The sequence below is a fragment of the Rhodococcus sp. ENV425 genome (assembly GCF_002887785.1).
GTDB lineage: Bacteria > Actinomycetota > Actinomycetes > Mycobacteriales > Mycobacteriaceae > Rhodococcus > Rhodococcus aetherivorans.
Genome location: NZ_PCZU01000008.1, coordinates 20,793 through 39,266 on the forward strand (window position 1 = coordinate 20,793; position 18,474 = coordinate 39,266).

The 18,474-nt window shown below is 67.9% G+C and carries 15 protein-coding genes and 1 pseudogene; 6 read left to right on the plus strand and 10 right to left on the minus strand.

What is annotated here, in order from left to right; translation table 11 throughout:
* The first annotated feature begins 10 nt into the window (after positions 1 to 10).
* The 3 genes from CQZ88_RS00330 to CQZ88_RS00340 are packed head-to-tail and all read left to right on the plus strand — an operon-like array spanning position 11 to position 3,079.
* Complete coding sequence (locus CQZ88_RS00330; RefSeq protein ID WP_102799076.1) at positions 11 to 562, plus strand: hypothetical protein; 552 nt, start codon at positions 11 to 13, stop codon at positions 560 to 562.
* Positions 563 to 572: 10 nt separating this feature from the next.
* Positions 573 to 2,564 (plus strand): type IV secretory system conjugative DNA transfer family protein, encoded by a 1,992-nt coding sequence (locus CQZ88_RS00335; RefSeq protein WP_102799077.1) that lies wholly within the window; start codon positions 573 to 575, stop codon positions 2,562 to 2,564.
* Between the two features lie 2 nt (positions 2,565 to 2,566).
* Entirely contained in the window at positions 2,567 to 3,079 is a 513-nt protein-coding gene (locus CQZ88_RS00340) for a DUF4913 domain-containing protein (protein ID WP_102799078.1), read from the plus strand.
* A gap of 97 nt (positions 3,080 to 3,176) precedes the next feature.
* Here the strand turns inward: CQZ88_RS00340 and CQZ88_RS00345 are convergent, their stop codons facing one another.
* From CQZ88_RS00345 to mobF, 4 genes are all read right to left on the minus strand, one after another.
* Complete coding sequence (locus tag CQZ88_RS00345; protein WP_044475822.1) at positions 3,177 to 3,965, minus strand: hypothetical protein; 789 nt, start codon at positions 3,963 to 3,965, stop codon at positions 3,177 to 3,179.
* Complete coding sequence (locus CQZ88_RS00350) at positions 3,962 to 4,246, minus strand: hypothetical protein (protein WP_237211142.1); 285 nt, start codon at positions 4,244 to 4,246, stop codon at positions 3,962 to 3,964. The genes CQZ88_RS00345 and CQZ88_RS00350 overlap by 4 nt, the downstream gene beginning before the upstream one ends.
* A 399-nt stretch (positions 4,247 to 4,645) precedes the next feature.
* On the minus strand, positions 4,646 to 5,764 hold the full coding sequence (locus tag CQZ88_RS00355) for a hypothetical protein (RefSeq protein WP_102799079.1): 1,119 nt from the start codon (positions 5,762 to 5,764) through the stop codon (positions 4,646 to 4,648).
* Positions 5,765 to 5,809: 45 nt separating this feature from the next.
* Entirely contained in the window at positions 5,810 to 10,087 is a 4,278-nt protein-coding gene (gene mobF / locus CQZ88_RS00360; RefSeq protein ID WP_102799080.1) for a MobF family relaxase, read from the minus strand.
* A 243-nt stretch (positions 10,088 to 10,330) separates the two neighbouring features.
* Between mobF and CQZ88_RS00365 the strand changes: the two genes are divergently transcribed.
* Both CQZ88_RS00365 and CQZ88_RS00370 read left to right on the plus strand, forming a co-directional pair.
* The gene (locus tag CQZ88_RS00365) at positions 10,331 to 10,903 is read left to right on the plus strand and encodes a hypothetical protein (RefSeq protein ID WP_006553203.1); all 573 of its coding nucleotides are present in this window, start codon (positions 10,331 to 10,333) and stop codon (positions 10,901 to 10,903) included.
* A 13-nt stretch (positions 10,904 to 10,916) separates the two neighbouring features.
* Positions 10,917 to 11,486, plus strand: coding sequence for an HNH endonuclease (locus tag CQZ88_RS00370; protein WP_006553202.1), 570 nt, complete (start codon positions 10,917 to 10,919; stop codon positions 11,484 to 11,486).
* A 353-nt stretch (positions 11,487 to 11,839) separates the two neighbouring features.
* Here the strand turns inward: CQZ88_RS00370 and CQZ88_RS00375 are convergent, their stop codons facing one another.
* The 5 genes from CQZ88_RS00375 to CQZ88_RS00400 form a co-directional block, all read right to left on the minus strand.
* Positions 11,840 to 12,838: a DUF4192 domain-containing protein gene (locus tag CQZ88_RS00375; protein WP_006553201.1), complete on the minus strand. Its 999-nt coding sequence runs from the start codon at positions 12,836 to 12,838 to the stop codon at positions 11,840 to 11,842.
* A 558-nt stretch (positions 12,839 to 13,396) separates the two neighbouring features.
* The gene (locus CQZ88_RS00385) at positions 13,397 to 14,014 is read right to left on the minus strand and encodes a recombinase family protein (RefSeq protein ID WP_006553200.1); all 618 of its coding nucleotides are present in this window, start codon (positions 14,012 to 14,014) and stop codon (positions 13,397 to 13,399) included.
* A 128-nt stretch (positions 14,015 to 14,142) separates the two neighbouring features.
* Positions 14,143 to 14,679 carry a PaaI family thioesterase gene (locus CQZ88_RS00390; RefSeq protein ID WP_006553199.1) on the minus strand — a complete coding sequence of 179 codons (537 nt, stop codon included), beginning with the start codon at positions 14,677 to 14,679 and terminating at the stop codon, positions 14,143 to 14,145.
* A 22-nt stretch (positions 14,680 to 14,701) separates the two neighbouring features.
* Positions 14,702 to 15,151: a universal stress protein gene (locus CQZ88_RS00395; protein WP_006553198.1), complete on the minus strand. Its 450-nt coding sequence runs from the start codon at positions 15,149 to 15,151 to the stop codon at positions 14,702 to 14,704.
* A gap of 12 nt (positions 15,152 to 15,163) precedes the next feature.
* Positions 15,164 to 16,735, minus strand: a complete 1,572-nt coding sequence (locus CQZ88_RS00400) for an MFS transporter (protein WP_039583601.1) — start codon at positions 16,733 to 16,735, stop codon at positions 15,164 to 15,166.
* A 129-nt stretch (positions 16,736 to 16,864) separates the two neighbouring features.
* Between CQZ88_RS00400 and CQZ88_RS00405 the strand changes: the two genes are divergently transcribed.
* On the plus strand, positions 16,865 to 17,533 hold the full coding sequence (locus CQZ88_RS00405; protein ID WP_006554624.1) for a TetR/AcrR family transcriptional regulator: 669 nt from the start codon (positions 16,865 to 16,867) through the stop codon (positions 17,531 to 17,533).
* Between the two features lie 23 nt (positions 17,534 to 17,556).
* Here the strand turns inward: CQZ88_RS00405 and CQZ88_RS00410 are convergent.
* Positions 17,557 to 18,126: pseudogene (locus CQZ88_RS00410) on the minus strand (Tn3 family transposase); the annotation flags it as partial.
* Between the last annotated feature and the right edge of the window lie 348 nt (positions 18,127 to 18,474).

The following is an 18,474-nucleotide window of genomic DNA, read 5'->3' on the forward strand; positions in this document are numbered from 1 at the left end:
AGGTACGCCCGTGAGGCCCACACCCATCACCGTCGCGGCGGTGTGCACCGCCGCCGCCGTCGCCGTGGCGGGCTGCGGCAGCAGCGACCCCGCAGGTGAGCAGCACGTCCATGAGGGCAGCGACGACCATCAGGTGCTCAAGCCGCTCTCACCCCAGCAGATCGACGCCGAGCAGACCGCGATCACCGCGATGCAGATGATCCTGTCCTGGCAGCCGGCGATCGACGAGAGCAAGACCGACGCGCTGCTCCGGGCCACGGCGTATCTCGGCGGGGACCTGCTCGCCGTCGCCGACTCCGGCACCCGCGCCGAGGTACGCCCGGACCCGGACTGGCAGCAGTGGGCCGCGTCGAAGGACGCGGTGGCCGCGACCTGTGTGCGGGCCGACTCGACCCCGGCCGCACCGGCCGGGATGCGCACCGTGGTCATCGACCTGACCTGCACCCAGACGGTGCTGCACGCGAGCGGGCGCAGCACCCGTCTGACGCCGCAGACCTGGCGCACCACCACCGTCCGCACCGACGACGGGTGGCGCCTGACCGACTACCGATTCCAGCAGTAGGGGCAAGACGATGGCACAGACAAGGCGCGATCGGCCCCGCTCCTCCTCGGGCGCCGACGTGGTGATCCTCAAGGCACTTCCCGTCCTGGTGGTCGTGGCGTATCTGCCGACGATCGCCTACAACACCGGCGGGGGCCCAGATCCCACCTGGAATCCGATCGGCCTGCTGTTCGCCCTGGCGTTCGGGTCGACGAGCTGGCCGGCCGGGGCAACCATCGTCCTCGGCGTCGAGCTGGTCCTGCTGGCGGTGGTCGCCGGGGCCGGGTGGTGGGCGCTGCGCCGGTTCGGGGTGCTCGAGACGCTCGAGGGCAAGCAGTTCGAAAAGCGCATCGATCGTCTCGCTCGCACGATGGTCGATCCGCGGGAGGTCGACGAGGCCGACCCGACGTACCTCGCGGCCAGCACCGCCCGGCTCGCCCCGGCGATCCCGAAAGACCATCCCGGCTACCTCGGTATCCCCCTCGGCAACACCGTGGTCGGGGGTCGCACCGTGCGGATGACCTGGGAGTTCGTGGCGATCGCGTTCGCCGGCGCCCGGATGGGCAAATCCGCCGGCTTCGCGATCCCGGCGATCTGCCACGCACCCGGAGCGGCGCTGGTGGCCTCCAACCGGGGCGATGTGTACTCGCACACCGTCGGTCTCCGCCGCCAGAGCGGGCGGGTGTGGGTGTTCGACCTGCAAGGAGTGAGCACCGGCAACCGGCAGCAGCGAGCGAGCTTCTGGTTCGATCCGCTGCGCACGGTCACCGACCTGCCCTCTGCTGCGGCGGTGTGCGGCTACTTCATCTCCGCCGCCACCGATGCCGGTGCCCGGGTCGATGCCTACTTCGACGGCAACGCCCGGGACCTGTTCGCCTCCTACCTGCTCGCCGCCGCCCTGGCCGGCGGGGACATCCGGCATGTCATCGAGTGGCTGACCCACACCCAGTCGCAGATCCCCCCGGCGGTGCTCGAGCAGCACGGCTACCCGGAGCTGGCCCGCACGATGCGCGGCAAGCAGGCCGTCAACGCCAAGCAGCGTGACGGCTTCTACGACATGGCCCGCCGTTTTCTGTCCCCGTTGGACGAGCCTCGCTACGCCGAGGCGGTCCTGCCGAACCGGCGGGTGGTCATCGGCACCGACACCCACGGTCAGGTCACCATCGCACCGGGTCAGCAGGTCCACGACCTGCCGGAGTTCCTTGCGGACGAGTTCGTCGCCCGCACCGACACGATGTATGCGCTGTCCAAGGACGGGCCCGGCTCGTCCTCGGCGATCTCGAGTGCCCTGGTCGGGCAGATCCTGTCCTGCGCGGAGGAATACTCCGAGCGGCAGGACTCGGAGCGGATGCCGATCCCGTTGACGGCGGTGCTCGACGAGGCCGCCAACATCTGCAAGCTCGAAGACCTGCCGCGCTGGTACTCGCACTTCGGTGGCCGCGGCATCATCCTCATCACCTTCTTCCAGTCCCCCTCCCAGGGCGAGAAGGTCTGGGGACGCGAAGCCTTCAAGGCCATGGTCGACGCGTCCAGCGTGCTCTGGTACGGCGGCAACGTCGACGACGACGCCTTCCTGTCCGGCCTGGTCGATGCCGTCGGCACCCACTACGTCGACACCGAATCCCGCAGTCGCCCCGCGGGCTTCTTCGCGGGCGGTCAGGCGAGTGTGTCGAGCAGCTGGCAGAAGGAAACCATCTTCGAAAAGCGGGACCTGCGGGCACTGCCGAAAACCCGTGCGCTGGTGACGATCGGTGGCTCCACCCCGATCCTGGTCCGCAAAGCCTTCTGGGGCGACTCACCGTTCGCCGAGGCGATCCGCCAGTCCCAGCGCGAGAGCAAGCAACTCGCACCCGCCCAGCAGAAGGCCCTGCCTCTCGGTGAATCCGACCGGACCGACACGGCGGCCACCTCGGCGATGCTGCCCGAGGACCGGACCGACACGATGCCTGTCCCCGTCGAGTCGGCGCCGGATGCCTCTCGCGCCGACCGGCTCTTCCACTCCGAGTTTCTGACGAAGGACTGACCATGGTCGAGATCAACACCACAGCCCCCGACGAGTGGGACACCAGCAACGACGCACCGGACGGCGACGACTTCGACGCCACCGATGAGTACGAGGACGAGGACGACCTGGAAGACGACCAGGACGAAGACAAGCCCGAGAAGAAGGAGCCGAAGTTCACGAACGTCGTCGAGTTCGTCGAAGGCTACTTCGTCCCGGTGATTCGACGGCGGATCAGTGACAACGACGGCGGCCTGTCCTGGGACCCGAGATGGTGGGCCTACCCCGAAGTCGTCGCCCGACTGACCGCGCTGCATCAGGCATGGGAGGAAGCACGCGCCTCGGACTCGATGTCTGCCATGTCCTCGTGGTGGATACAGCACCTCGAACCCCACCTGCGGGTCATCCTCGACGGCGACACCGGACCGATGGCCAACGCCAAAGCCGACCGCAGCTTCATGGGCTGGCCGGCCATGCCCTCCGATCCCGTACCGCCAACGGTCCTCGACGCACTCTCGAGGCAGAACGAACGATGAGTGATGAGAGCAGGATCGAGCGTATGTCGTTCCTTCGTGCTGCATCTCATGGATACGGTCGATGCCGAACACAGCTGCCTCGCCGACGGCGAGGCCGTCAACGCGACAGGTCGGGCCCTGCCTCTCGTACAGGGCCGTCATCGGGAAGCTCCGGTCCCGCGCTGTTCGGCTCTCGGGTCCTTCGACTCAACATCTGCTTGATCGGGCGCGGATGCCCGAGGAGTGCAGCAGTGATGTCGGGTCCAGCCGTCGGCGGTGACGTGGGTGTGGTGGCGCTTCCGCCGGGACGCACCGCAGCCGAACTCGACAGATAGTCCAGCCAGCTCTGAGCCCTGGCAAGGGATCGTTCCTTGTTTTCGGTGTAGGTCGGCGGCCAGTCGATGCCGCCGGCTATCCGGGCCTGGATGTCGGCGGCCGTGACGAGTTGTTCCGCTACAAGTGCCGCGACGAACTCGTAGTCCTTTTCTCTACCGGCGATCGTCTTGGCCACACACAGATCCACCGGGTCCAGACACAGCCCGGCCCGGCCGTACAGGCTGGATGCGTCGTCGTCGACAACGAAGTGGACGAGCCGATTGTCCCAGTTCGTCGGCAGGACCACGACGTCCTTGTGGATACCTTCGACGTAGAAACCGAAGGCAGTGTGGAAAGGGGAGTCCTCGCCGAGCCGGGCATCGAGCAACAGAAGTTTGTCCTCGACCGAGGGCGGGTCCGTGATCCCACTCAACGGCAGGATATCGACTTCACGGGACAGGAAGGTCGCAGGGGGCAGCTCATCGGTGTCGAAGCTACCGAGGATTGATTGAGAGCCGAGGACGATCACACGAGGCTCGTCGAGATTGGCGCACGCAGCTTTGATCGCGCGACCGAGTTCTTCCCGATTCACCGTGTCGTGCCGGCTTTGAACCGGGTTCCGAACTCGGTGAGCACGCGTCGGCGTTCGTCCTCGCTGAGCAGCACCGACAGCGGGGACAGATTCCGCATCTCCCGGCTGGTGTCATCGTCCGACTCAACGATCTTGCGGATACCGTCGATATCGTTGTCGCGGACGATCCTGTCCCAGCGATCGATGTAGCGGTCCATCAGCGGACTGCGGTTGACCTGTCGGCGGATCGTCTGGAGGCTGCGGCGCACGGGTTCAGTGTCGATCGAGATGCCGCTGGTCACGATCTTGTCCAGGACCGCGGACTGCACGAGCTGTTGACGCAGGGTCTTCGGCGTGACGACGCTCATCTGTCCCACCCCTACTCTGACTTCCCACACTCGGCCCTGGCCCTTCCCATGATAGGTGGACTGTACAGCCGTTTCATGTCCACCTCGGTGTGCCGAAGCAGGTCTGAGCTCCCCGCCGCCGCAGGACACCGGAGCGTCCTTTCTCCGAATAGGAGCGCACATGGACTCCAACGCGCGCGAAGGCGAAGCCGTGGCCATTCTGGAGAGCGAGATGCTCAGACTCGTAGCGGCCACTTCCTCTACAGATTGATGGCACTCGCTGAGCGATCCAATCAGGCTCGCGCAGTCCTGCCCTCGGTTCCGGATCTGCCCGGCACGGCATAGCCATCACGATCAGCAACTGAGTGTTGCTTCCTGGCTGTGTTCGATACCCATCGCGGGAACAAACGCGGCCTCGTTGGTGTGGTCGGGTCGGCGTTCGATGTTGAGCATCTCGGCCACCGACCGGGGGTGACTGCTCATCGCAGCACCGATCGCATCGAGCAGTTCCTGACTGAGCTGGTTCAGGTCGACCGGAGACAGGGGAGGGGCGACTTCGTCGTCACCGTTGATCGGGCCGACCGCGGTGGCCAGACCCCGGCCGGCGGACTCGAGCACCGCCCCGATCCTGCCCAGATCCCCGCGGTCCGTGGGTGCGGGCGCTTCGACCCGTTCGAGCTGGTCGGACACATCCGCTTCGTGGCCGTCGACCACCGGTTCGGTGCGTGCATCGGGGCCGCCGGGCGCCGGCGACCTGTCCGCGTCCTTGTCGAAGTTCATCTCTACGGTGTCGGCGTCGGCAGCGCGGGCGAAGGCTTCGGCCCCTGAGGCCGGCACGTCCGCGGTGGGTTCGACCACCTCGAGGTGCTGGGCGGACAGGTCGGCGAGCTTGTCGAACGACGGCACACTCTTGGCCGCAGCGTAGCTCAACGCGACCGCCGCAGCGGCGTCGAAGACGCGCTTGTCGCTGTTCCGGTCGGCGGCTTCTTTCTCGGCCATGCGCCGGTCGATCTCGTCCGGGCGCATCTGCACCTGCACGTACCGCTGCTGTTCTTGGCGGTACTGCTGTGCTCGCAGCGCTTCGAGTCGCGCAGCATTCTCCTGCGCCAACCGTTCCCACCTGCGGGTGTTCTGCGCCTGCGCGCCCAGGTGTCGAGTGGTCGCTGCCGCTGCCAGAACCTGGATGGAGGTCTGCTGCGCGGGCTGTCCACGGAACGCACCGAGAACGTCGCGCATCGACTTCGGTGTGGGTGCCGGCCGGCCCTGAGCGCGTCGATTCTCCGCTGCACGGAGAAAACCCACGAGGTCGACAACGTCCTGGGTGGCCTGCGCCCTGGCCGGCCTGCGCTGCGGCACCGCCGGCACACCGGCCGGGGCCGCGGTCTCCGAGGACGGCGGAATCGAGGCGTCGGTGGGGTGGGCCGACCGTCCGCGGTTGCGCAGAAACCGTCGCTTCTGGTCGTTGTCCGCCATCGTTGTTCTCCTTGTGCTGTTCGGATGTGCTCGCAGCCGCCGGGCCTACAGTTCCCGTTCTGGACCGTTGTCGTGTTCGAGCGGGTCGCGGTCGATTGGGGCGTTCGCCGACGAGTCCACCTGGGTCTGTCGCGTCGGGTTGCCGGTGGTGTAGTCGGTTCCGCCGGCGTTGCGGCGGGCGAGTTCGGCGTCGATCTGACCGAGGATGGTGCGTTCGGTGGCGATCGACTCGTCGAGTCGGGTGATGCGGTCGGTGATCCGGCCGAGGGCCTGGTCGTCGGTGGCGCGGGCGCGGGCCTTGGCAGCTTCGGCAGCCCGGTAGTGCTGGGCGCCGCGTTCGATCACGGCCCAGCGACGCTCGAGTGGTGCCACCTGTTCGGCTGCGGCCACGGCGGCGCGGGCAGCATCGATCTGCTGTTCGGTGGCCTGCGGGGAACGAGTCAGGGCGTCGAGGCAGGCGCGGGCAGCACGCACCGCCGCGATGTTGCGTTCGTCGATCTCGACCTGCGCCAGGGACCGTTCGACGGCTCCGAGAGCGGACGCCTCGCCTCGTGCCCGGTCGAGCTCGTCCTTGGCCAGCGACAGCAGCATCGCGTCTTCGGTGAGCCGGCCCCGGCTGAGCGCCCGTGCCGAATTCAGTTCGGCGTCGGTGTAGCGGGCGTACGGGCCGACCACCTCGTCGGTGGCCTGTTCGGGCCGATGCAACCGTGCGATGTTCGCGGTGAGGGCTGTCTTCCGGGCTTCGCGGAGGTGCGCCATCGGATCGTTCTCGTCGTCGGGTGCGTGGGCGAGCACCCGCGAGATCGCGATCTCCCGCACCGTGGTTTCCCACCGGCGCACCCGACGGGGGTCCGTTCCCCGCTGGCCGACGGCGACGATCCACGGGGCGCTGCGTTCGAGTGCGGTGGTGGTGTAGGAGTCGATGAACGCGTGCATCTGCTGCTCGCACGAGCGGGCGTAGGCGGCGAGGATCGGATCCGCTTCGGCCGCGGCCTCGGTCAACGCGGGCACGCGGTAGGCGGCCACCGCGTCGGTGCGGCGGCGTGGCAGCTGCGCTGCGTCCTCGGCATCGATGCGCTCTTTCAGGGCGCGGGCGATGACCCGGCCGGGGGAGTTGCGGTCGGTGTCGATCCGCCCGGCCTTGCCTTCGGCGCTCATCACCGACGCTGCCTGGCGCAGCAGGGCCTCGGTGTCCCAGCCGAAGGTTTCCGACTGGGCGACGGAGGTGACGATCTGATCCCATCCGCCGAGGCCGTGCACCCAGCCGAACTGCTCGTCGGTGAGGATCCGGCTGAGCAGCTGTTCGGTGTAGTCCTCGTACAGCTCCCCGACGGCCAGCATGTAGCTGTTGGTGATCGTCGACCAGGACGCGGCCTTGCGCTGTTCGTCCTCGATCATCTGATGCACGGTGCGCTGCGAGCCGTCGCGGGCGATGATCTTCGCGAGCAGACCCATCGCGCCGGGATGCTCGTCGGGGTGATGTTCGAAGTCCCAGTCGGGCAGCTCGTCGTGGGCGGCGTAGACGATGTTGGTGTTCTTGCCGCGGCTGAGCGCCACATACAGCGACTGGCGGTCCATGTTCGCTCCGGCGAGCACGTGGCAGCTTCCCACCGTCATGCCCTGGGAGCGGTGCACCGTGGTCGCGTAGCCGAGTTGCACGTTGTCGGTGATGTAGTCGGCGGCGACGGTGACCTGGCCGCCGCTGATGTTGTTGCGCAGCCGCAGCGAGCCGTCGTCACCGATTGCGGCGACGGTCCACAGGTCGCCGTTCTTCACCCGGCCCGAGGTGTTGCCGGCGGAGCCGGTCACGACGTACTTGGAGTTGTTCTTCCGGGTGACCACCACGTCCCCGACCGCGGCTTCGAGACCGTCGGCGAGGACGATGCCGGGGCCGGTGACGGTGCCGACCCCGCGGTAGTAGGCGGCGGCCTTCTCGTTGAGCTGGCGCACCAGATCGTTGGTCGGGGCGACCATCAAGGCGACCTGCCCGGCCTCGACGTCGGCGACGTAGGCGGCGAAGACCAGATCGGCCAGCTCGTGTGCCATGCCCTGCCGGACGCGGTCGTTCTCGTCGTACCACTCGAGCGCCGTCACATCGCCGGTGCGCAATTGCAGGCTCGCCTCGGCCTCGCCGTCGGTGGCGAACCGGTGGACTTTGCGCAGGAACGGGGCGTTGGTGCGATCGGCCAGATCCCGCAACACGCCACCGGCTTCGACGGAGGCGAGCTGCTGCGGATCTCCCAGCAACCGCACCACCGCCCCGGCGTCGGTGGCGATGCGCGTCAGGTCGGCCAGGTCGCGGGCCGAGGCCATGCCCGCCTCGTCCACCAGCAGAAGATCACCCCTGCCGATGCCGGTCGGGATGCCGACACGGTGGCGGGTGAGTACATCGGCGATGGTGCGTCCCTCCACCGAAATTTCCTCACCGAGCACTTCGGCGGCCCGGGCCGACGGCCCCAGGGCGAGGACGTTGCCGTTGACGGCTTCCCAGGCGCGGGCGATCACGGTGGCCGCGGTGGTCTTGCCGGCGCCGGCCGCACCGACCGCCACGGCCACACGCGTGCGGGCGGTGAGGAAGTGGGTGATCAGCGCGAGCTGATCGGCCCCGAGCTCGTGCCCGTTCGCCTGCTCGATCCGGCGCAACGTGCGGCGGATGATCCGCTCGGCCACGGTGTGCACGTCGCCGGTCTCGGCCTGCCGGCGCATGAAGTCCTCGGCGTCGAGAACCGCTTGCGCGGTGTAGCGCATCTGCGCGCGATCGACCAGCAGACTGCGCCGCCGTCCCCGCTCGATGCGGTCGCTGATCCGCTCGGGCAGGTGGTATTCCTCGACGTCGATGGGCAGGCAGTAGTCGCGCAGGGCGAGTTCGAGCGCGTCATCGTGGATGGCTCGCAGCTGCTCGTCGTCGGCGAAACTGAACTCTCGCAGTCGTCTCTCGATCTCGGCGGTCACCGAGAACACCGTCCACGACCCGACCTTGTGCGAGAGCGTGTCGACGACCTCGTTCACCAGAGTGGGCACCTGCTCGGGTGCCAGTTCCGGGCGGCGATCACGCGCACCGCGGACGGAGTCGACCAGCTCGCCGGGACTGTTTCCGGCGAGGATCGCTTCGGCGCGCTCGCGCCATTCGGCCCGCAGTTCGGCCAACGAGCGGGGTGGGTTCTTGGCGTTGCGGGTGTCGAGGGTGGCCTGTTGCGCGTGGGCGTACTGCACCTTCTTCGGCGGATTCTTGCCGTAGCGGGTCTTGTACTCGCGGGCCAGCTCTTCCTGGCGTGCCTCGATCGCGGCGCGGCGGGAGAACTCCTCGATGAGTGACAGAGGGATGCCGTCTACCTCGTAGACCGGTTGCTTGCCGACCGGCGTATCCGCTCTCGGGGCAAAGGTGACCCCGAGCTTGCGGGCCACCAGATCGGCCACCCGGGTGTTGTACTTCTCCGACGCCGCGACGTTCGCCTTGTAGAGAATCGACCCGTCGATGGTGGTCCATCGGCCTTCGGCATAGACACGATTGAGCACCGCGCTGTGGGTGTGCAGGTTCGGGTCCGCAGCGCGATTGTCGAAGTGGTCGAACCGGGCGATCAACAGCCCTTCGGCCTTGACCTTGCGCTCACCACCCTTGCCGCGGCGGGTGTAGATCACCTGATCTTCGATCCACTCCAACGCTTCGTCCACGGCCTGCCTGTGCGCCTCTTCGACCGCGGCCTTGACCTGCGCGTCGCCCAGGCCCCACAGCAACGAGATCGACTTCATCGGGGTGAACACCAGGTCGTAACCGGCCACCGGCTGACGCGCCTTGCTGTACTGCTCGGTGATGAACTGCCACACACCCTCATCGCTGAGCAGCCCTGCCTGCTCACCGCTTTCGCGGCCCAGGTGCTTGCGGGCGGTGGCGAACTGGATCTCCTTCTTCGCCTCGGCGGTCGGGTACTCGCCGTGCTGCGCCTTGTATGCGGTGCACAGTTCTTCGACGTCGTGGACGTATTCCTGGCTGTTCTGAAACCACGAAAACGCCCGACCGAGGGCGGTCTCCCTGGACCAGGTCAGGTGCTCTTCGGCCGACGCTCCGGGTCCGGGCTTGGTGTCCAAGGCGGTCGGAGTGCGCGCCGCGCCGAACACCGACCGCATCGCGGATTCGGTGACCTCGGTGCCGACTTCGACGCCGACCTTCTCGGCCATTTTTCCGCACCAGATGCCCGGCGGGGTGCCCTTGGCGACGTAGTAGTCGACCGCATCGGGCTTACGGGACTCGGTGGCGTCGCCCTTGGCGACGTGCTTGGTGAGATAGACGTATCCGTCCCCGGCGTTGAGCTTGTGGACGGTCATCACGGCGCCAATTATACCATGTCGCACCTTTAGTGCATGAGGTGTGTGGAGTTTTGTGGAGTTTTCTTGGTCGAACGGAGTTCGACCAAGACTCCGTCGAGGTTCCGACGGAGTTGCGGGTGTTAGACAGCCGGGGGTGGGTTTTCGTCGGGGAGGTGACCGAAGCGGGTGACATGCCGAGGTGACGACGATCCGGGGCGCGGAACTCCCCGAGAGCGTGGCGAGCCGATAGACTCCGGTCCTATGGCCACCTCGTCGACGTCGGCAGCGCGCCGATCACTGCGTCCCCACACCGCCCCGAATGTTCGGGAGAACCTGCGGCGCGAACGCGAGCGCGTCCTGGCGCGGCAGGCCGAACTGGAGACGCTGGCAGCGCCGATCAATGACGCGGCCGCGAAGCTGGCGAAGCTCGATGCGGTGCTCGAGTCCCGGGCGGCCACACCGCGGCGCAAGATCGAGCAGCTGGAGAAGGCACGGGATCGGCGCATCGCGAAGATCCAGCAGGAGTACGCCGCCAAGATCGAGGCCGTGAAGGCGGAAGCAGAGTCGGCCGGCGTACACCTGACGCCGGAGGAACAGGCGCAGGAGTCGTCGTTGCTACGCGAGTACGCCCTCGCGATCGTGGAGTTCGGCAAGAACGCCTCGGCCGGTGAACTTGCCCCGCTGCTGGGTGTGAGCGCGCGGGAGGCGAAGAAGATCATCGAACAGGCGAAGAGCGACCTGGACACGCCCGACATCCCCGCCTCGCCTGCGGCGTCTGCGCCGGCCTCGGCACCTGGTGCCGGCGACACACAGCCGGTGACCGCAGCATCGTGACGCTGCGCCGGTCATGAGCACCGACAGCGAGCCGTCGCTCGACTTCGGGTTCCCCGAGTGCGACGTCGAATACGTCGCGCCGCAGTCGTCCGACCAACCGCGGCGGGTGCGCGTGGTCGACAACTCGCTCACTCCATCACGGGCGAACGTCGCGGCGTTCTGGGCGAAGGTCGTCAAGTCACCGACGTGCTGGTACTGGGTCGGTGCGATCAGTGCACCCGACGGATACGGGCGATTCAACTTCCAACGCGAGAACCGGCAACGCACGATGCTCGCGCACCGCTTCTCTGTGGAGCTGGTGCACGGGCCCCTCGACCCGAACGTGGTGTGCGAGCACAAGTGCAACGAACCGTTGTGCGTACGCGTCGGCCACGATCACCTCGTGCAGTCCACCCACAGCGAGAACGTGCGCTACGCGATCGCGCTCGGGCGGCTGTCGGGGCACTCACTGCTCGACGGTCAGGGGCGCTCACGCTACGAACGGTCGCTGGCGATCCGTGAGGCGTTGCGGGGCGGGTACGACGAAGATGCACTGTTTCACGCCAAGACCAACCCGGGTGACTGGCAGGGGACACTGTTCTGACAGCAGAGCCGGCCTCGACGGTCGGCGACGGAGAAAGGGCACCGATGGTCCAGCGGTCCGAGGTGGAGAAGCAGTTGTACGACGCGACGAAGCATCTGCACCGGCCGAGTGAGGGTGATCTCGACGCGATCGTCAACGGTGAATGCCCGACACGCCCGGTCCGCGATCGGATCGATGTGGGGTTTGCGACGGACACGGCCGGTGATGTGTGGTGACGGTACGCGCCCGGTTATGGTGGTCGCTGTGAGTCGTGCGTGAACGTCGTCCAGGCTCGATGCCTGAACGACGTTTCTGCGCAACGGGCGAGGCCCCCGGAACTACGGATTCCGGGGGCCTCGCTGTGTGTTGTGCCGTCAGAGCCAATCACTGCTCGGGGCGGGCAGCTCGACACCGAACTTCTCGCGGGCGATGCCGACTCCGGTGCCGGACAGCGTGCGCATCTGCCTCGGGTGCAGCCCCGTCGAGAGTGCCTGCTCGACCAGTCCGAGCAGACGCGTGTCGGACAGGGGATGCCGGGCGGCCTCCTCGCGGGCTGCCTCGAATGCGCACCCGGCGTCCGGTCCCTGGAAGTTCACGTACGCGAAGAACCCGGCGACCGTCAGGGCCGCCACCCGTTCGGCCCCGTACAACTTGCGGGCGACGGCCGCCATCGTCTCGGCCGCGGTGGCCGGGTCGATCACTGCCAGTCCGAGGATCGCATCACGCGCCGTGATGTCGGTGGTGACGAGCAACCCGACTCGCGCTGCGAGTGCGGCCGTCGGCTCCTGGCGCTCGCGGACGGCGTCGGCCAGCTCGCTGATGACGCTGCGCGGGAAGTTCTCCCCCATCACCTCCTTCGTCTTCCGTGCCCGGCGGCGGTCGGTCATCGTCGCGTCGTCACGCCGGTAGCGGGCCACGATCTCCTCGCGGGTGCGGGTGAACTGCTTGCCGGTGAAGACGGTCGCGGCGGCAGCCGCGGTCGTGGCCGGATCGACCACCGTGCCGGTCCCGAACGTCTGCATGTCGGTCCATGTCTGCCCGCCCTCGATACTCGGGGTGTAGTAGATCCCCTGCACCTCGACACCCAGCCCGAGCATCGTCGCGTTCACGCGGTCGCCCTCTGCGATCACCTCGCGGAAGGTGCGTCCCTTCGCCACGACGACGACGATCACTGCGTCGGACTCGCCGCTCCGGGCAATCGTCTCGGCCGTCAGTAGGCGCCCACCCGTCCCGAAGTCGGTGCGGACCATCCATGTGATGCGGCCCGCGCTCGAGAAGACCAGCACGATGGACTGCTCAGGTACGAACGACAGAACGGTTGGGACAGCAGCGATGAGTTCGCCGATTCCCTCGATGTGAATGCGGTCGGACATGGCCTCTCCTCACGGTCGCGGCGGACCTGCGCGGCCCGCCTGATCTTTTGCCCTTCTGGCATGGAGATAACGACCGGCCCAAGGACGCGGAGTGCAACCCCTGGGACGAAAAGTCTCGGGGGAGCGAAGCGGAGGAGAGAGTTTTCGGGCCGTCAGGCCGCGGAGCGCCCAGGGGTTGCGCGCAGCGGCCGGCCGGTCATGATCGGAAGGCCAGAAGGGGAAAGAGAGAGTTCTTTTCAGGGCGGAGCGCAGCGGAGCTCGATTCGGTGGACACCGAAGGTGGCCCGCGAAACCTCCGCGTTCCACCGTCGAGGGGGTAGCCGTAGCATTTGCCGAAAATCGGGCGGATATGGCGTAGTGCCCGGTCGGTGATCCGCTCGGCCTGTTGGGTCGAAACGATCGTCTGTCTCGCCACCGGCTCCTGGCGGGCGCGGCGTATCCGCCCAGCTCGCCGACGATCCGATTCGGGCCAGAACTCGTGTGGGACGTAAGGGCCCGCAACCCAAGGTTGTCAGGAAGTGCAAAGTAGCGGGATCCTGACGACAGGCTGGTGAATTCTCAGGCTCGTGGTGCAGCACTGCTGACGATGCGGTGGATGGTGGAGCGGCCGACGCTGTATTCCTCGGCCAGGTCCGCCAGGCTCGCGTCGTCGGCGGGGTCGTGGTAGCGGCGGTGGATTGTTTTCCGTGCCGTGAGAGGAAGTTTCGGCTGCTTGCCCTTGAGCCTGCCTTTCGCGCGGGCCTTGGCCATGCCCTCGCGGGTGCGTAGGTGGTTGAGGTTGGCCTCGAATTCGGCGACCATGGCCAAGGTTTGCAGGAAGAGCTTGCCGAACGGGTCGTTCCAGTCGTAGATCGAGCTCCCGAGTCCGAACAGCACCTCGCGCTCGCGCAGTTCGGTCAGGGTCTGGCCTGCTTCGGCCATGTTGCGTGCGAATCGGTCGAACTTCGGCGTGGTCAGCACTACCTGTCGCCCGTCGATGGCCGCCGCGGCGGAGGTGACGGCGGCGAGTGCGTTGTCGAGCCCGGCCCGGTTCTTGCGGGTGGTCCCGGAGAACCCTTTGTCGATGAAGATCCGCTCACGCGGCACTCCGAGCGCCAATAGCTGCTCGGTTTGGATCTCGACGTCTTGTTCGTCGGTGGAGCAGCGGCAGTATCCGACGCGGAACGGCTCACCCATGCCGAAAGTGTTCCAGATAGCGGGGGTTGACCGGCACAGTCAGCGGAACACCTCTACGGAACACCGGTGAGCTGGGCCGACGTTGGCTCTGCGTGGTGTTCCGGTGGCCGATCCGGTTACGGAACAGGTCAGGGGGTGTTATCGGTGTGTGGGGGTGTGTTGTGGGTGAGGAAGTGGTTGACGTCGACGGTGAGGAACAGGGCGGTGGCGGTGGTGATCACGTGGGCGTGGTCGTTTTCGATGGTGGCTTGCAGGTGGAGTTTGCGGCCGTCGCGGGCGTGGATGTGGGCGCGGAGGGTGTAAGGGGTGTCGAGCAGGATCGGGGCGAGGTAGTCGATGGCAAGGTGGCGGGTGACCGCGGGTTCCCCGACGGTGTAGAGCAAGAGTCCGAACAGTTCGTCGAGGACGGTGGCGACCGCGCCGCCGTGGGCGATCGCGGGGGCGCCGACGTGGCGAGAGTCGAAGCGGTGGTGGGCGTGGACGCCGTGTGCGTCGCGGCGGGCGCGTAGCTGGTGGCCGTGGGGGTTGGCCGGTCCGCAGCCGAGGCAGTGGTCGTGGTGGGGTGGCAGGTCGGCGGAGTCGGGTGCGAGCACAGGGAAGGCGGGAATCCAGTCCGGGACCTGTCGGGGCTCGGGTGTATGGGTGCTGGGTGTGTTCTCGGTCATGGGCGCTTTCTGTGGGGTGTGTCTACCGTGCGGTGGTGAAGAGGATGTCGCAGTGGGCTTTGCGGGCGAGCTCGATCGGTGGGGTAGTCAGCAGCCGGGCCAGCAGCGGTGGCCGGTGGGGATCGGCGGTGACAATGAGGTCGGCGCCGGTGGCGGCGGCCAGGTGCAGCAGCGCGTGCGGGGCGGGTTCGGACAGGATGTGGGTTTCGATGTCGGTGGCGCCGTGGGCGAGGGCGTGCTGGTGGGCGGTCCGCAGGATGGCCTCGGTGGGAGTGGTGCCGCGTAGCTGGTAGGCGTCGGGTCCGAGCCGGTCGAGGTCCGCCCCGAGCTCACGTGCGTCGATGTGGTGGCGGGCGCAGATGATCAGGAGCCGGGCGTGGGTGGCGTGGGCGAGTTCGGCGGCGTGGTCGACCACACGGTAGGAGCGGTCGGATCCGTCGGTGTCGACGATGATCGTGCGATAGGCCGTCATGACGGGCGTCTTTCACGAGAAGGGAGCGTGTTTTGCGGGGGAAATGGTCGAGATGTATCGGCGGCGTGGTGCGCGGCCGGGGGCCAGTACTGCCAGCACGATCGCCCCGACGGTGGTGAGGGCGGCCAGGGCGAGCGCGGCCTGGCCGCTGCCGTGCACGAACGCGGCCTTGGCGAACTCGGCCAGCGGTGCGGCCACCGGTCCGGCCTGGTCGGCGACCTGCAGCGCCGCGGCCAGGGAATCGGCGACCGGGCCGCGGGCGGGCTCGGGCAACTGGGGCAGGGCGGGCTGGATGCGGTGGGTGTAGCCGGCGGCCAGCACGCTGCCGGCCACGGCGATCCCGATCGCGGCGCCGATCTCGCGGGCGGCGTCGTTGACCGCGGCGGCGACCCCGTGTTTGGCCTCGGGGGTGTCGGCGACGATGGCATAGGTCGCCGGCGCGGTGCACAATCCCAGGCCCGCGCTCATGATCAGCAGCGGCCACAGCAGGTCGAGGTAGTGCGCGGCGAGTGTCAGCCGGCTCACCAGCACCAGCCCGGCGGCGATGGTGAGCAGGCCGGCCACGGTCATCACCCGTAACCCGACCAGGCTCGACAGCCACGGCGCGATCACCGAGATCACGACCAGCGGCACCACCATCGGCGCCAACGCCAGCGCCGAGGCCAGCGGCCCGTAACCGAAGACCAGCTGCAGGTACTGCACAAGCAGCAGGAATACCCCGAAGGTGACCAGGAACTGGATGGTCACCGACAGCGACCCGGCACCGAAACCACGGCGGGCGAACAACCGCACATCCAGCAGCGGCGCCGCCGAGCGCAGCTCGACGACCACGAAGGCCGCCGTCGCGGCCACGCCGACCCCGGCGGCGGCGGCGACGAGCGGGTCGGCCCAGCCGCGCGCGGGGAACTCGATCACGGCGAACACGATCGCCGCGACAGCGACCGCCACCGCCACCGCGCCCACCCAGTCCACCTGCGGATGCTCGCGCTGGCGGGACTCGGCGATGGTGCACGCCAACCCCGCCAGCACCGCCCCGGCCACGGTCAACCCTACGAACACCGATAGCCACGACCATCGTTCGAGCAGCACCCCGGCACCGAGAATCCCCAGTATCGCCCCGGATCCGGCGACCCCGGCCCATATCCCCACCGCCCGGCCGCGATGAGCGGGGGCGAACCCTGCAGTGAGGATCGACAGCGTCGAGGGCATCACCAGCGCGGCGCCTGCCCCGGCCAGCGCGCGCGTCGCGATCAACCAGGCCGGGTCGGACAGCAGCAGCGGCAGCGCCGAGGCGGCGGCGAACACCACCAACCCCACCACCAGCACCACGCGGCGCCCGTAACGGTCACCGACGGCGCCGGCGGGCAGCACCAGACACGCCAGCACCAGCGTGTAGCCGTCGACGATCCAGGTCAGCTGGGCTTGGGTGGCCCCGGTCGCAAGCGCGATCTGCGGCAACGCCGAATACAACGCCGCCATCGCCGCGACCACCAGCGCCACCGCCAGGCACGACACCGCCAGCATCCACCACTGGGCCCTGGTCCAGCGGGCGATCTCGACAGTGTCCGTTCCGGGTGTGGCCACCGGCACCTCCCCGACTTTGAAGACCAACGGTATCTGTACGAGACCATTCGTATCATAGTGGTTGGGGGGTGGGATAGAGTTCACCCATATCAAGAGTTCAACGACACGAATTCGGAGGAAGGCGCGTCCATGACCGACCCAGGCCCGGCGGCGACCGACCCGCTCGCCGCGGACGACGAGCAGGCCGATCCGCGACTGGCGCGCTCACGCAACCGGTTGCTCGACGCGGCCACCCATCTGCTGTCCACCGGCGGTGTCGAGGCGGTCACCGTCGAGGCGGTCACCCGCGTGTCGAAGGTCGCCCGCGCCACCCTCTACCGGCACTTCGGCAGCACCACCCAGCTGCTCGCGGCGACTTTCGAACGACTACTTCCCCAGGTCGACACACCGACCGGCACCGGGCCCGTGCGTGAGCGGCTCCTGGCGCTGCTCGCCAGCCAGGCCGACCTCATCGAACAGGCTCCGGTGCAGATGACCACCCTGGCCTGGCTGGCGATGGGTTCCATCGGCGAGGACCACCCCGACCCGGCCGCGGTCACCTCGCTGCGCGCGCGCGTCATCGAGCAGTACCGCCACCCGTTCGACCAGATCCTCACCAGTCCCGAGGCCCGCGCGATGCTCGGCGAGCTCGACACCACCTTCGCCATCATCGAACTCCTCGGCCCGATCGTGTTCGCCCGTCTCACCGGATTACGCAGCATCGACCACGACGACTGCACCCGGCTCGTCGACAACTTCCTCACCGCCCACCGAACACCCACGCCAGCAGACACCGCTATCGACATCGCCACGCCGTAACCACGGGCCCCGGTTCCGCGCGGTCAGAACAAGGTGTCGCGCACCCGCAGCGGCCGGTACCCGGTCGGGCCCAGCTGGGCCAGCTCGGCGTCGATGTCGACCTCGATCGCGCCGAAGAAGTTGATGTTGGCACTGTGGGCCGGGCTGATGTGGGCCAGGACCTCGTCATCGATACGCTGCCCGGTCCGGCGCATCTGCTCGACAGCGAACCCGTAATACTCTGTGGTCCAGGCGATCACAGCGTTGGTCGTCAAGGTCAGGCACCAGGCCTGCTCGGTCTGGTCCTCGAGGTGGCGCGCCCGGATCATCCCCTCATGGGCATAGAGCAGGTCGCGGCGCAGCGCGTGCAGCGACTCGCCCTTGTTGAGCTGCCGCGAGATCTTGCGCCGGTAGTCCGGATCGGAGAGGTATCTCGCGGCGTAAATGGTGCGCCGCAGCGCCCCGTACTCCTTGAGCGCCGCGGCCAGGGTGTTCTGCCGCCCCGACGCCGACAGCTTGCCGACCAACAGCGACGCGGTGGCGTGCCCGAACTTCAGCGATCCGGCCAACCGCAGCAGATCGTCCCAGTGCTCGGCGATCAAACCCAGGTTCGGCCTCGGGGAACAATGGAACAGCCGTTGGCGCTAAGGACTTGATCTTGGGCGAGGCCGGTCACGTCCGGGCCATCCAACGCAGGTAGATCGGGGGAACATCGGTACAGCGGTTAACGCCAAGCCGGTGATCTTGGTCCGGGGCTGACGGGTCGCCTGGCCGTGCTCGGAGCGTCCCGAAGGGAATCCGCCCAGGTGGTGTGGATGATGAGGCATGGCGTGCGACGAGGACCGTGGCTGGGCTGAGACCACCATCGCTGGGCTGCACGTTCGTGGTGACCGCGTCACCGGGATGCGGCTGCTGGGCTGGGAAGGTGTCCTGGGTCAAGTCCCGTGAGGTGGTGTACGACG

Coding starts and splice junctions, on each gene's coding strand:
- CQZ88_RS00375 (WP_006553201.1), bottom strand. CDS start 12,838: ATGTCCGACCGCATTCACATCGAGGGAATCGGCGAACTCATCGCTGCT.
- CQZ88_RS00390 (WP_006553199.1), bottom strand. CDS start 14,679: ATGACCGAGAACACACCCAGCACCCATACACCCGAGCCCCGACAGGTC.
- CQZ88_RS00365 (WP_006553203.1), top strand. CDS start 10,331: ATGGCCACCTCGTCGACGTCGGCAGCGCGCCGATCACTGCGTCCCCAC.
- mobF (WP_102799080.1), bottom strand. CDS start 10,087: ATGACCGTCCACAAGCTCAACGCCGGGGACGGATACGTCTATCTCACC.
- CQZ88_RS00335 (WP_102799077.1), top strand. CDS start 573: ATGGCACAGACAAGGCGCGATCGGCCCCGCTCCTCCTCGGGCGCCGAC.
- CQZ88_RS00405 (WP_006554624.1), top strand. CDS start 16,865: ATGACCGACCCAGGCCCGGCGGCGACCGACCCGCTCGCCGCGGACGAC.
- CQZ88_RS00370 (WP_006553202.1), top strand. CDS start 10,917: ATGAGCACCGACAGCGAGCCGTCGCTCGACTTCGGGTTCCCCGAGTGC.
- CQZ88_RS00385 (WP_006553200.1), bottom strand. CDS start 14,014: ATGGGTGAGCCGTTCCGCGTCGGATACTGCCGCTGCTCCACCGACGAA.
- CQZ88_RS00395 (WP_006553198.1), bottom strand. CDS start 15,151: ATGACGGCCTATCGCACGATCATCGTCGACACCGACGGATCCGACCGC.
- CQZ88_RS00355 (WP_102799079.1), bottom strand. CDS start 5,764: ATGGCGGACAACGACCAGAAGCGACGGTTTCTGCGCAACCGCGGACGG.
- CQZ88_RS00340 (WP_102799078.1), top strand. CDS start 2,567: ATGGTCGAGATCAACACCACAGCCCCCGACGAGTGGGACACCAGCAAC.